Origin of the sequence: Thalassotalea sp. HSM 43 (assembly GCF_004752005.1) — a bacterium.
Lineage (GTDB): Bacteria > Pseudomonadota > Gammaproteobacteria > Enterobacterales > Alteromonadaceae > Thalassotalea_A.
On the sequence record NZ_CP038493.1, the window covers coordinates 3,058,699 to 3,072,168 of the forward strand.

11 protein-coding genes are annotated in these 13,470 nt (G+C 43.4%); 10 read left to right on the plus strand and 1 reads right to left on the minus strand.

What is annotated here, in order from left to right; genetic code table 11:
* Positions 1 to 10 precede the first annotated feature (10 nt).
* Positions 11 to 1,048: a sulfotransferase family protein gene (locus E2K93_RS13295; RefSeq protein ID WP_228445307.1), complete on the minus strand. Its 1,038-nt coding sequence runs from the start codon at positions 1,046 to 1,048 to the stop codon at positions 11 to 13.
* A gap of 152 nt (positions 1,049 to 1,200) precedes the next feature.
* Between E2K93_RS13295 and E2K93_RS13300 the strand changes: the two genes are divergently transcribed.
* The 10 genes from E2K93_RS13300 (at position 1,201) to purF (ending at position 13,403) form a co-directional block, all read left to right on the plus strand.
* On the plus strand, positions 1,201 to 2,547 hold the full coding sequence (locus tag E2K93_RS13300; protein ID WP_135439567.1) for a sodium-dependent transporter: 1,347 nt from the start codon (positions 1,201 to 1,203) through the stop codon (positions 2,545 to 2,547).
* Positions 2,548 to 2,715: 168 nt separating this feature from the next.
* A complete protein-coding gene (locus E2K93_RS13305; RefSeq protein ID WP_135439568.1) occupies positions 2,716 to 3,822 on the plus strand; it encodes a 4-phosphoerythronate dehydrogenase in 1,107 nt (368 codons plus the stop codon).
* A gap of 43 nt (positions 3,823 to 3,865) precedes the next feature.
* Positions 3,866 to 4,882 (plus strand): aspartate-semialdehyde dehydrogenase, encoded by a 1,017-nt coding sequence (locus E2K93_RS13310; protein WP_135439570.1) that lies wholly within the window; start codon positions 3,866 to 3,868, stop codon positions 4,880 to 4,882.
* Between the two features lie 170 nt (positions 4,883 to 5,052).
* Positions 5,053 to 7,155, plus strand: coding sequence for a FimV/HubP family polar landmark protein (locus tag E2K93_RS13315; RefSeq protein ID WP_135439572.1), 2,103 nt, complete (start codon positions 5,053 to 5,055; stop codon positions 7,153 to 7,155).
* 250 nt (positions 7,156 to 7,405) lie between these two features.
* Positions 7,406 to 8,191 carry a tRNA pseudouridine(38-40) synthase TruA gene (gene truA, locus E2K93_RS13320; protein ID WP_135439574.1) on the plus strand — a complete coding sequence of 262 codons (786 nt, stop codon included), beginning with the start codon at positions 7,406 to 7,408 and terminating at the stop codon, positions 8,189 to 8,191.
* A gap of 243 nt (positions 8,192 to 8,434) precedes the next feature.
* The gene (gene accD, locus E2K93_RS13325; RefSeq protein WP_135439575.1) at positions 8,435 to 9,298 is read left to right on the plus strand and encodes an acetyl-CoA carboxylase, carboxyltransferase subunit beta; all 864 of its coding nucleotides are present in this window, start codon (positions 8,435 to 8,437) and stop codon (positions 9,296 to 9,298) included.
* Between the two features lie 10 nt (positions 9,299 to 9,308).
* Positions 9,309 to 10,583 (plus strand): bifunctional tetrahydrofolate synthase/dihydrofolate synthase, encoded by a 1,275-nt coding sequence (gene folC, locus E2K93_RS13330; RefSeq protein ID WP_135439576.1) that lies wholly within the window; start codon positions 9,309 to 9,311, stop codon positions 10,581 to 10,583.
* Positions 10,584 to 10,591: 8 nt separating this feature from the next.
* On the plus strand, positions 10,592 to 11,263 hold the full coding sequence (locus E2K93_RS13335; RefSeq protein ID WP_135439577.1) for an SPOR domain-containing protein: 672 nt from the start codon (positions 10,592 to 10,594) through the stop codon (positions 11,261 to 11,263).
* Positions 11,264 to 11,375: 112 nt separating this feature from the next.
* On the plus strand, positions 11,376 to 11,858 hold the full coding sequence (locus tag E2K93_RS13340) for a CvpA family protein (RefSeq protein ID WP_135439578.1): 483 nt from the start codon (positions 11,376 to 11,378) through the stop codon (positions 11,856 to 11,858).
* Positions 11,859 to 11,885: 27 nt separating this feature from the next.
* Entirely contained in the window at positions 11,886 to 13,403 is a 1,518-nt protein-coding gene (purF, locus tag E2K93_RS13345; RefSeq protein ID WP_135439579.1) for an amidophosphoribosyltransferase, read from the plus strand.
* Positions 13,404 to 13,470: the final 67 nt, after the last annotated feature.

Here is a 13,470-nt window from a genome sequence, read left to right on the forward strand (position 1 = left end):
TGCCTAACTCTTAATTAAGTTTGCCGTGACAGTTCTTATAACGCTGCCCTGAACCGCAAGGGCAGGGCGAATTGCGGGATACCGGCTTTACGGTTGTATTCGCATTATCAGCCGTCACAGAAGGTAAACTCTGGGATTTTTGCGTCGCTGTTATAAGTGCTTGGTCAATATTATTTGCTAAGGTGGGCTGGCCATGACCCTGTAAAACGGTGTTAATTCGTTGCAGCGTATCTTCACCTTCCGCCATGACATTGGCCAAGACAGCGGCTTTTTTGTGCCATTTATTTTTGTCTGGGGCGCTAAGGGTGTACTGCGATAACGGTAAGCCTTGTTGCAAGCTTTCGGTCATTACTTTATCTGCTGCTAGACCGGCAAAATTCAAGATAGAATTTACCGTTGTTGCCGGGTTGTCGAGTAACTCTTGATAGTTCACCATCATCCACCGGCTAGGGTCTATTTTTTCTAACTCGTCAAGGATATGGTTATTGGCACTTTGCCATTGAAAACTCGCGATTTGCTCTAATCGTTTACCTTGCATTGATTGCCAGTTAGGTGGCAATAATAACGACCATTTGCCGTTAAAACCCGGTAAGTTGGGATAGGTTCTGAATTTTTGACTGATCCAGGCATCAATTATCGAGGCGATGTTTGCTCGTGGATCTCTGACTAAATAAACAAATAGCGCATCAGGGAAAAGTTTATTTAGAAAGCCAACGCGTAAGGCATTTTTTGGCGTTTTCTCTAAAAAACGTACACTGTCTTGGTTGCTGCTATTGATCGCTTGGCCGTGTCGGTCAATTAATCTATCGCTAAAGCGTTGCTTCAGTAATGCAGCGTTTTCAGCATCAACATCATCTGCCGTTAGTGCGTTTGATTCAAAGCCGCGATAGACGGTACTGAATTTAGCAATGTGCTCAATAACGGCATGGCTTTCATCCCCAATGGTGCAAATGTCTTTGCCATTCTTAAGGGTTTCAAAAAGCAATGTACTGCCGGAGCGAGGTGCCGATAAAATAATAATCGGTCGGTCAAAATGCATACTGCCCATTTGTGTGCCGATTTATACTGTTAACCTATTGTAATCGCCCCAGTGTAAAGTATCTGAGATAGGTATTTCAAGGTAATTATCCGATTGCCAAGTATTGATTGTTTGGTTAAGGTAAGCGCTGTATTTTAATTATTATAAGAAAATAAAAAGTTATGGCTTCATCTCGCGGTGAGTTCAGCTCACGATTAGGATTTATTCTTGCAGCCGCAGGCTCTGCGGTTGGTTTGGGAAATATTTGGGGATTTCCAACACAAACCGCCACTAACGGTGGTGCAGCCTTTGTTCTGGTCTATTTGATTCTGGCGTTCTGCCTCGCTTATCCAGCGTTTATGGCAGAGCTGGTCATTGGTCGTTATGGTCAGGCTAATGCGGTGACATCGATGCAGAAAATGTCGCGTCATATGTGGCAGAAACGCTTCGCCTTTATCGTTGGTTTTGGTGGTGTTATCTGTGCCGGTCTTATTCTTAGCTTTTACGGCATCATTGCTGGTTGGATGATGTCTTATGCTGTTGAACCTGCGGCCAATCTGTTGGGCATGCAATCTGTTTCTGACTGGGTAATTACTCAAGGTCATGTGCGCAATATTTTGTTTGCTGCAGTATTCATGTTCCTAACCATCTTTATTATTCGTAAAGGTGTAGAGCAGGGCATTGAAAAGTGGTCGAAACGATTAATGCCAGCGCTGATTGGTTTGCTTATCTTATTGATTCTCTATGTAATCACGCTGGATGGGGCAACAGACGGTCTACGTGCGTATCTGCAACCGGATATGAGCCGCGTATTTGAACCTGACTTATTAATCAGTGCACTCGGGCAAGCATTCTTCTCATTGTCTTTAGGTACCAGTGTTATGGTTATCTACGGCTCTTATATTTCCAAGAAAGAAAACTTAGTAAAATTGGGCGCACAAGTCACCTTAATTGATGTGACTATCGCTTTTATGGCGGGCTTATTAATTATTCCGGCAATGTACGTCGCCCAGCACCAAGGTGTGCAAATCTTTGCTGCTGATGGCTCGTTGATTTCAGGTCCTAGCATGGTGTTTGCGGTATTGCCGAGCTTATTTGAAGGCATGGGCGCAATTGGTTTATTCGTCGGTTTTGCCTTTTTCGTATTGATGAGTATCGCTGCCCTAACGTCGTCAATTTCGATGCTGGAAGGACCGGTGTCTTATGCGGTTGAACGTCATAACCTAGAGCGCAAGAAAGCGACCACGTTAATCGGCCTGATCATCTTCGCCATGAGTGTGGTTATTATTTTCAATCTTGATTTTATGTTGGATTTGGTGGCAATGATCGCAACCGAATATGGCCAACCTATTATTGCTATGTTGTGTTGTGTCTTTGTGGGTTGGATATGGAATCGAAACGACATGCTTGTGGAAATCAAGCAAGGTAATCCTGAGGTTGAATCGTCATTGTTTTGGAAAGTTTGGCCGTGGTACACCAAGTTTGTCTGTCCTGCGGCAATCTTAATGGTATTTATCCATTCTCTATAACATCGTATATCGACACCATAAATCGATATGACAATGGCGCACGATATTTGTGCTCTTCAGGTCAAAATAACAAAGCCGGTATGATACCGGCTTTTTTTATGGTTTTTATCCTGCTCTAGCTCAATTATAATGGCGCCATAAAATGCTGTTAGTTATCTTGAGGCCAAGGTGCAAATTTACTACGACGAAAACATTCCATACGCCGCACAATTTTTTGCTGAATTTGGTGAGCTGCACTCGTTTGCTGGTCGCGACGTTACGGCTGAGCAACTGCAAGATGCCGATGTGCTGTTGGTAAGATCCATCACTCAGGTCAATGAACAATTACTGTGTCTAAATAACAGCCTTAAATTTGTTGGCACTGCAACCATAGGTTTTGACCATATCGACCAAGCGTATTTGGCTTCTCGAAATATCCCCTTTACCAATGCGCCGGGCTGTAACGCTATATCGGTTGCCGAATACGTGCTCAGTGCCATGATGGTGATGAGCGAAAGGCAAGATTTCGATTTATCTGACAAACGCGTCGGTATTCTTGGTGCGGGTAATACTGGCTCCGCTGTTGCCAATAAACTGGATGCGTTAGGCGTATCTTATGTGTTGCATGACCCAATCGCCGAAGAGCAGGGCGATCAACGCAGTTTTGTCAGCTTAGATGAGATATGTCAGTGTGACATCATTACCTTGCATGTACCAAAAACGGTGCAAGGCCCATACCCGACTATGCACTTGTTTGATGCTAAGCGATTAGCTGGACTAGGCGAATCGCAAATTCTTATCAATGCCTGTCGTGGTGAGGTTATCGATAACCAAGCGCTGTTGACTTTAAAGCAACAAGGCAAGGGGCCTCATTTGGTTTTGGATGTATGGGAAAATGAACCTAATCCATTGCTGCCTTTAATAGAATTTACCGAATTGGCTACCGCTCATATCGCCGGTTATAGCTTAGAAGGAAAAGCTCGTGGCACAGAAATGTTGTATCAGGCATTATCAAGATTAGTTAATAGCGAAGCGCGCAAAACCTTGTCGGATTTTTTGCCCGAACATGCGTTTACGGCGTCAGATAAAGTCGATTCAAGCAATATGCTGCAAGACACCATATTTCGAGTATATGATGTGCGTCGTGATGATAAAATTTTTCGTCAACAACTGATTTTAACAACTTTTGACTATTTACGTAAAAATTACCCTGTTAGAAGGGAATTTAGTGCGCTAGAATTAACCGCCGAACTGCACGATAGTTCAGAAATATATCGCAAATTGGGGTTTAAATAACACCAAACCAATAACTAACGAGATGGATTAACAGAGAAGAACGATGGCACAGAAATTTGATGTTGTAGTATTAGGGGCGACCGGCCTAGTTGGTAAGCACATGATGGAGATTCTTGAAGAACGAAAATTTCCTGTCAACAAGCTGTACCCTCTTGCTAGTGCTCGTAGTGCGGGCGAATTGGTTGAATTTAACGGTGAGAGCGTTGAAGTACTTGATGCTGACACTTTCGATTTTAGCCAAGCACAAATCGCGTTCTTTTCAGCTGGTGGTGCCATTTCAGCAAAATTTGCCCCGATAGCGGCTGATGCAGGCTGTGTGGTTATCGATAATACCTCTGAGTTTCGTTATGAACCAGACATTCCGTTGGTGGTGCCAGAAGTAAACCCAGAAGCATTGGCTGAGTATCGTAATCGTAACATCATTGCCAACCCGAATTGTTCAACCATTCAAATGATGGTGGCGCTAAAACCAATTTATGATGCCGTCGGTATTGACCGTATCAATGTCAGTACCTATCAATCGGTATCTGGCGCAGGTAAAGAAGCGATAGAAGAGTTGGCTAAGCAATGTGCTGATTTATTGTCTGGTAAGCCGGTAAAAGTCGAAAGCTTCAGTCGTCAAATCGCCTTTAACTCGATTCCACAAATCGACAAGTTTATGGACAATGGCTATACCAAAGAAGAAATGAAAATGGTTTGGGAGACGAAAAAAATTCTTGGTGACGAGAATGTGCTAGTTAACCCAACAGCGGTTCGTGTGCCGGCATTTTATGGTCATGGTGAAGCGATTCATATCGAAACTCGTCAACAAACGTCTGCCGAAGAAGTGAAAGAAATCCTCGCCAACGCACCTGGTGTGGTTGTTGCACACAATGACGAAGATTTTCCGACACAAGTAAGTGATGCAAGTGGTAAAGACGATACATTCGTCGGTCGTATCCGTGAAGATATCTCTCATCCTAACGGCATTAATATGTGGGTTGTTGCCGATAACGTGCGTAAAGGCGCTGCGACCAACAGTGTACAGATCGCTGAAGTTTTAATCCGCGACTACCTTTAACCACGACCCTCCTTGCAATCCAAACAGGGCGAAATTATCTGTAGTAACTCGCCCTGTTCTGGTTTATAGTATCCAATCAGATAACGTCTTCATAACATCTATGAAACCGTATCTTTTTCTATTGACAGACAAACAATAAAGACACTGCCGAATAAGGAAGGATCTCATTCATGGTGGCCAATAATAAGAAGTCAGGTCGCATTCGTTTTTGCACTATACCTGCCGCGCTAGCTATTATGTTTGCCAATACTGTATTGGCTAATGACACCTCAGTTGAAACTACTGCTCTTGCTAATGGCAAGGGTCAAGTCGTGTCCAATGAACAGGGCTTAGTTGCTGATAAAAAAACCGTATACGGGCCAATTTTAAAAACTGATACGCTATGGAAAATAGCCGTTGAACACCGACCTGACACCTCAGTTTCAAACTATCAGGTGATGATGGCGTTGTTTAAAAACAACCCGAACGCATTTTTACGTGATGACATAAATACTATGGTAGCGGGTCAGTTTTTACGAATCCCGACATTAGCAGAGATTCGTGAGGTGCCACCATACCCATACGATGACATCGCCAAACAAAAACGCTCACAACAAGCCGCGCCAAGCGATGCTAGTCTTGTAGACAATGCCGACAGCGCAGTTAATGATGTCGAACTTGCTGAAAATGCCGCCACAGGTGTAAGCGGTGATGTAGATCTTAGAGATGAGATCGTGGCTATTGAAGATGCCGTAGTGAGCGAAAATGTAAGCGCTACCGAAGACTTAAACAACGATGCGCAGGTGCCAGCAGAATCAACCGCGGTCGCCGTTGCTCAACAACAAAGCGCTGAATCAAGTGAAGCTGACATTGCCATTGCACAACCATTAACAACAACGCAAGAAAGTGAACAACAGTTTGCGGCGAATGACGAGCAACAAGGTGAAGAAAGCGCCGAAATTAATGAAAGCTTAAGCGCCGTTGATGATCGAATTTCTTCGTTGCAGTATGAAATAGCACAAACTGTCGAAAAAAATGAACGCATTGAACGCCAGTTAGAGCAACAACAGCAAATTATTGAACAAACCCAACAACGTAATAAAGCGTTATTAGCGGAGCAGAAAAAGCTTGCTGCTGAACAACAAGGTTTCTTTTCTAACCCTATTGTTATTTGGACCAGTAATCTAATATTGGCCACGTTAGTGGTTATTTTGTTTGTATTGGTCTCGCGCCGTAAAAAGCTAGAAAGTGAAAAGCAAAGTGTTAAACCACTTAGTAAATCATCTAGCGTACCAAGTATCAGCAAACCAGTAGCCAAACCAGCTAACGCTCAGGCCAAGGTTACTGCTAAGACTGGCAAGGACCATAAACCAGCGCCTAAAAAATCAGTTGCGCAACCAAAAGAAGTGTCTGAGCCGGTAGCAAAAGTACCTGCCCAAGGTATTGCTGACAGCGTCAAACTATCTGTTGTTGAAGACGTTGTTGAAGATGTTGCTGACAATTCGGGAGAAGCAAATACTGAAAACAGCAATGTCGCTAATGCCTTTTCTAATATGGACTTTAGCAATAACAGCGATCAAGGTAAGCCTATTTTAAGCGATCAAGAATTGCTTAAGTCTTTGGTACCTAACTCGACCAAAGAAACAGTTAAAGAAGAGCCTAAACTGGAAATGTCTGCGAGCGAAGATGATTTGGATATTGAGCAAATTATCGATGACATGCTTGATGAAGAGTCCAAGCCTGCGAAGTTACGTTCGGCACGAGAACCTCTTAATCAATTACAAACGCCTGAATCAAAAGCCTCTGCAGAAGCGACGGTAAAAGAAATCAATGATTACGATGACGTAGAGTTTGATAAATTATTGGAAGAGATATCCGCTGAGACGGTAGAAGCACCAAGTGCTGGTAATGTTACCCAACTTCGTCGCGTGGTCGACAAAAAAGAACCGGTAACTGTCAAGGACGAAAAACCTGAACCGGTTGAAAAACGCGACTTTGTGCCAGTAGAACAACTGATTCAAGAGTCGGAAGCTGCTGAAGAACTTGATGAAGCAGTGCTTGCCAATCATAAAATTGATGTTGGCCTAGACGAGTTCCAAGAATTCACTAGCAATGTCAATAAAGTCAATGTTGATGATGATCGCCATGGCGTTAATGCCAAGCTCGATCTTGCTCAGGTATACATTGAAATTGGTGATTTAGACAATGCCGCAGTCATCCTTAAAAGTGTGATGAAGCTGGGCAATTCCGCGCAACAACAACAAGCTCAGCAGTTATTGTATTCAATGAAATAGTCTGCCTTGTTATGTTGATTAAATGCCGACAATCGTCGGCATTTTTGTTTTCTGGCCCGATTGATATCGTGTTTATAAAGCAAGCCATACACTGAAAAAAATGACAAACCAGCCTGTTTTGTGGCGACCATACCTTGTCCATTAACACTCTTAGAACGCACACTTGCTATAATTGCTGGATTCATTTGCTACGTGGTATTTATTGCCGTTACTTGCTATAGTACGCGCGATTTTTTTAAGAGGTATTTGTATGCGTTTCGCACTTGGTATTGAATACGACGGCAGTAATTATTGTGGTTGGCAAAGACAGAATCACGTCAATAGTGTTCAACAAGAGCTTGAAAAAGCTTTATCAAAGGTTGTTAATCAACCGACCGAAGTCATATGTGCAGGCCGTACCGATACCGGTGTCCATGGTACAGGGCAGGTCATCCATTTTGAATCACCAGTCGACCGTCAAGAGCGTGCATGGACCTTAGGGGTCAATACCAACTTACCTAAAGACATCGTGGTTAAGTGGGGCAAACGCGTCGATGACGACTTTCACGCGCGCTTTAGTGCGACCGCGAGACAATATAAGTACATTATCTACAATAGCCCGTGTCGTCCTGCAATTTTCCACAAAGGTTTGAGCTTTTGTTATTACCCGCTCGATGAAAAGTTAATGCATCAAGCAGCACAGCAATTGGTGGGTACCCACGACTTTACCTCTTATCGCACCGTTCATTGCCAAGCAAACTCACCTTTGCGTACCGTATTGCACTGTAATGTCAGTCGAGTGGGTTCCTATGTCATCGTTGACATAAAGGCCAATGCGTTCTTACATCATATGGTGAGAAACATTGTTGGCAGCTTAATGCGAGTCGGGCGAAGAGTCGAGTCTATCGAATGGATCTCAGAAGTGCTTGCACAACGGAATCGCTGTATGGCCGGTATTACTGCCCCTTCCGGCGGATTGTATTTTGTCGACGTTGATTATCCAGAGCATTTTAATATTCCAAAACCAGAGCCAGGACCGCTGTTTTTATCTGTTTAGGTCGAATATTAATCTGGTAAAAATTGGTTAAAATGCGTACATTTGAATTAAACTTCGAGAAAACAGACCAGTTTTTGCTGTAAATTGGCTAGTGATTTGTGGTTAAATTGGCGCTAATTTTTACAATTGTGGCATTGTTGTTTTACAATAGCGGCAATAGGTTACCAAATATACAAAAATTGATGGCTTGCATTTTAGCTTTAGCGGTCAATTGAATTACCAATAACTAGGTATAGCGAAATTATGAGTTGGATTGAAAAAATTCTACCAAAACCGAAACAATCATCGTCAGCCAAACGCAATATTCCAGAAGGTGTTTGGACGAAATGTACTTCATGTGGCGCAGTTTTATATAAAGCTGAGCTAGAAAGAGTATTAGGCGTTTGTCCTAAATGTGATCATCACATGCGTTTGTCAGCACGAAAGCGTCTTGACTCTTTCCTTGATCACGGTGAAAAAGTTGAGCTTGGTGCTGAGTTTGAACCTCAGGACAAATTGAAGTTTAAAGATTCAAAACGCTACAAAGATCGTATCGCTGCTGCTCAAAAAGCGACAGGCGAAAAAGACGCGCTAGTAGCAATGCGCGGTGAACTAGCAGGTATGCCTGTTGTTGCCGTCGCCTTTGAATTCTCATTCTTAGGTGGTTCAATGGCATCTGTTGTTGGTGCGCGTTTTGTAAAAGCCGCTGAAGAGTGTCTTAAGCATGACCTACCATTGATTTGTTTTTCCGCCAGTGGTGGTGCTCGTATGCAAGAAGCCTTGATGTCATTGATGCAAATGGCGAAAACAAGTGCAGCCCTTGCTAAAATGAGTGAAAAAGGCTTACCGTTTATTTCAGTATTAACCGATCCTACCATGGGTGGTGTATCCGCCAGTTTAGCCATGCTAGGTGATATCAATGTCGGTGAACCGAAAGCATTGATTGGTTTTGCTGGTCCTCGCGTTATTGAGCAAACCGTACGTGAGAAGCTTCCAGAAGGTTTCCAACGTTCTGAGTTTTTGCTTGATCACGGTGCTATCGACATGATTGTCGATCGTCGTCAAATGCGTTCAACGTTGGCACGTCAAATTGCCAAGTTTATGGGACACCCGGAACCAAGCATTTAAGACACCGGTTATGAATAAAAAAACTAGTCATTCATCCTTGGCCAACCTGGGTGAATGGCTTTTTTATTTGGAGTCTATCCATGCCACAGAAATTGATATGGGGCTGGAGAGAATTTCCAAGGTGGCCAAGCGTCTCGATATAGACCTATCTTCTTCAACCGTCATTACCGTTTCGGGCACCAATGGCAAAGGCACTACCTGCGCCTTTCTTGAGCATGCCTTGCTCGATATGGGGCATAGTGTTGCGGTATACAGTTCGCCGCATATTCAGCGTTTTAACGAACGATTACGACTAAATAAAAAGTTAGTTGCCGATCAGCCGTTGATAAAAGCGTTTGCAGCAATAGAACAAGCGCGCGCTGAAATATCATTGACCTACTATGAGTTCACCACGTTGGCGGCATTAATCATATGCCAGCAAACAACGCCAGAGTATGTGTTACTCGAGGTCGGCTTAGGTGGTCGTTTAGATGCCACCAATATCATCGATTGTGATATTGCCGTAATCACCAGTATTGACCTTGATCACCAAGCCTTTCTTGGTGATACCCGTGACGCCATAGGCTATGAAAAAGCCGGAATCGCCCGCGCCAATAAACCGTTAGTTATTGGTGATTTGCAGGTACCTGCTAGCGTTATCGAACACGCTGATCGCATTAATGCCAATTGCTTTATTCGTCAGCAGCATTTCTCTGTTGCAGGTGAGCAGTTGCTGCAGGCGTGGCAATGGCGAGATCAGCAATGCCAGTTGAACGAACTGCAACCTGCAAAAATCCCTCGTGATAATGTCGCCACCGCATTGCAAGTATTGCGTTTGCTTGGTTTGCCATTAGACGCGACTATGGTCAATCAATGGATCAATGATTGTCAGCTCGAAGGCCGCTTGCAAACATTAAAGCAATCGCCGCATGTGCTTATTGATGTTGCCCACAACCCACATGCAGCAAGATATTTAAGTCGATATGTTAAAGCCAATAAGAAAGGCCGAGTGTTAGCGGTTACGGCGATGCTGAAGGACAAAGATATCGCCTCGACCTTGCAGGAACTGTTCTCTGTTGTCGATCACTGGTATGTGGCGCCGCTGCATTTACCTAGAGGTGCAGATGGCCAAATGTTGTCTGATGTTTTAACGAATGGCAATCAAGCTGTGAATAGTTTTGACAATGTCACAGATGCCTTTAGAATAGCCTTAGGACACGCAAATAATAATGATATGGTTTTGGTGTTTGGATCATTTTTTACACTCACCGAAATCAATAAAAACCTGCCTGAATTAGGCCTATAGGAGTCGTCTTGTCAACGCCTTTACAAAATCGATTAGTCGGCACCGTAATTGTTGCCGCTGCAGCAGTGATTTTTCTCCCTAGTTTTTTTGACGGCGAAAAGAAAGCGTATCAAGCCCAGTTTGAACAAATCTCGCAACATCAAGAACCGGTTAAACCTATCGCTATCAAAGACTTTGATCAGCAATCTTTTGATCAGTTAGAGCAGCCCGCAGAGCCGGTTGATGAACAGGCGGTTGATGCGCAGCTAGCACTGGCTAACCAAGCAACCAATAGCGATAATAGCCAAACCGAGCCTAGCCCGTCAGACGAGCAAGCAACGCCGGCTAAACCCGCGATTAAACAGAAAAATATAGATAACGCCGATAACGTGGTGCAAGCAACGCCTGCCAAACCAGCTGTGTTGACGGTCACCAAGCCTGAGGTGAAAAAATCTCAGGGCTTTGTTATTCAATTAGGCAGTTTTGCCAACAAGAAAAATGTTGAGCAATTATTGAAAAAATTGAAGAGCTCGGGCTATACGGTATTTACTAAACCAATAAAGACCAAGGCCGGCGATCTGACCAAAGTATTTATCGGACCAGAAATCAATAAAGCGTCACTTGAAGCGAAAATTCCCAAATTAAAAAAACTTACCGGCGTAAGAGGGAAGATAGCCAAGTTTGAACCGATCGATAGCTAACTCGGCAAGCGTATATAGCAATTGCTGCGTCGTAATATAAAAACAATAAATCAGTAGTAACAAGGGTGTCGATTCTGTTAGAATGCGCGCCATAAAATAGGGAAGGCTAATAATGATTTGGATTGACTACGCCATTTTAGCGATAATAGGCATCTCAACCTTAATCAGTTTAATTCGAGGTTTCGTTAAAGAAGCCGTTTCTCTTGTTATCTGGGTTTGTGCCTTCTTTGTAGCAAGTTCTTTTTACCAAGACTTGGCTGCATATTTAACCAATATTGGCGACCCGATGCTGCGAAATGCAGCGGCGATTGCCATATTATTTGTAGTAACTTTGATATTAGGGGCTCTGGTTAATTATTTAATCGGGCAACTGGTAACGAAAACTGGGCTGTCAGGAACCGATCGAGTACTGGGTTTAGCTTTTGGGGCATTACGTGGTGTACTGGTTGTTAGTGCATTACTGTTCTTCATGGATGCATTTACCCCAGCGCCAAGTGCAACGTGGTGGCAACAGGCAGTTTTAATTCCGGAGTTCAGAATAGTAATTGAATGGTTCTTTGATTACATCAAAGCATCATCAAGCTTTCTAACCTAACCGGGCATTCTTGCGGAGAGAAGATTCATGTGTGGTATTGTTGGCATAGTAGGTACTTCACCGGTAAGCCAAGCTTTATATGATGGTTTAACAGTTATTCAGCATCGTGGCCAAGACGCCGCAGGTATTGTTACCATAAGCGATAACAAATTTCGCTTAAGAAAAGCTAATGGCTTGGTAAAGGATGTATTCCATACCCGCCATATGCTTAGGTTGCAAGGCAACATAGGTATTGGCCACGTTCGTTACCCTACGGCCGGTACGTCTAGCTCGTCAGAAGCTCAACCATTTTTCTCAAACTCACCGTTTGGTATATCTCTTGCCCATAATGGCAACTTGACCAATGCCGATGAATTATCACAATGGTTGTTCAGCAATGCTCGTCGCCACGTAAATACGACGTCGGATTCAGAGTTGTTGCTTAACGTGCTTGCGCATGAATTAAACAAGAGTGACAACTTACAACTTACCCCAGAAGATATTTTTGCTGCGGTTGCTAACATGCATAAAGTTGTTCGCGGTGCATACGCGAGTGTTGCTTTGATAGTTGGCCATGGCATGGTTGCATTTCGTGACCCTAACGGCATTCGTCCTTTGGTATTTGGTAAGCGTGAAACCGCAAAAGGTACTGAGTACATGGTGGCATCAGAATCAGTAGCATTAGATGCATGTGATTTTGATTTTATCCGCGATGTTGCCCCAGGTGAAGCTATCTACATCACCGAAGACGGTCAATTACACTCATTCCAGTGTGCGGATAACCCAAGTTACAACCCATGTATTTTTGAATTTGTATATTTTGCCCGTCCAGACTCAACCATCGATAAAATGTCGGTATACGGCAGTCGCGTTGAAATGGGTGTCGCTTTAGGTAAAAAACTTGCTCGTGAATGGGAAGACGTTGAAATTGATGTCGTCATTCCTATTCCTGAAACCTCATGTGATATTGCCTTGCAAATCGCTCACGAATTGGATTTACCATATCGTCAAGGTTTCGTGAAAAACCGTTATGTAGGTCGTACCTTTATCATGCCGGGTCAAGCAGAACGTAAAAAATCAGTGCGTCGCAAGTTGAATGCGATTCATCGAGAATTTAAAGGTAAAAACGTTTTACTGGTTGATGATTCAATCGTGCGTGGTACGACATCAGGTCAGATCATTGAGATGGCTCGTCAAGCGGGCGCAAAGAAAGTCTATTTCGCTTCCGCTGCACCAGAAGTTCGTTTCCCGAACGTTTATGGTATTGACATGCCAAGTGCCACCGAGCTTATCGCTCACGGTCGTGAGTTAGAAGATATTTGTGAATTAATTGGTGCAGATAAACTTATTTATCAAGACCTACCTGATTTAATCAGTTCTGTTGGCAAAGCAAACCCAGATATCAAAACATTCGATACGTCTGTGTTTGACGGTCAATACATTACCAATGACATCGATAACGATTACTTGGTGCAATTGGATGCTTTACGCAATAACGAAAGTAAAGAGCAATCCGATAAAGAAGCTGATTCAATTCTAGATCTTCACAACGAAGGCGCAGAGTAACGCCTATCAGCAACAAACATTAAAACAAAACGCCAGGCTTAGCCTGGCGTTTTTATTTGTGCTTAAA

Coding starts and splice junctions, on each gene's coding strand:
- accD (WP_135439575.1), top strand. CDS start 8,435: ATGAGTTGGATTGAAAAAATTCTACCAAAACCGAAACAATCATCGTCA.
- E2K93_RS13340 (WP_135439578.1), top strand. CDS start 11,376: ATGATTTGGATTGACTACGCCATTTTAGCGATAATAGGCATCTCAACC.
- E2K93_RS13295 (WP_228445307.1), bottom strand. CDS start 1,048: ATGGGCAGTATGCATTTTGACCGACCGATTATTATTTTATCGGCACCT.
- folC (WP_135439576.1), top strand. CDS start 9,309: ATGAATAAAAAAACTAGTCATTCATCCTTGGCCAACCTGGGTGAATGG.
- E2K93_RS13315 (WP_135439572.1), top strand. CDS start 5,053: ATGGTGGCCAATAATAAGAAGTCAGGTCGCATTCGTTTTTGCACTATA.
- E2K93_RS13310 (WP_135439570.1), top strand. CDS start 3,866: ATGGCACAGAAATTTGATGTTGTAGTATTAGGGGCGACCGGCCTAGTT.
- E2K93_RS13300 (WP_135439567.1), top strand. CDS start 1,201: ATGGCTTCATCTCGCGGTGAGTTCAGCTCACGATTAGGATTTATTCTT.
- purF (WP_135439579.1), top strand. CDS start 11,886: ATGTGTGGTATTGTTGGCATAGTAGGTACTTCACCGGTAAGCCAAGCT.
- truA (WP_135439574.1), top strand. CDS start 7,406: ATGCGTTTCGCACTTGGTATTGAATACGACGGCAGTAATTATTGTGGT.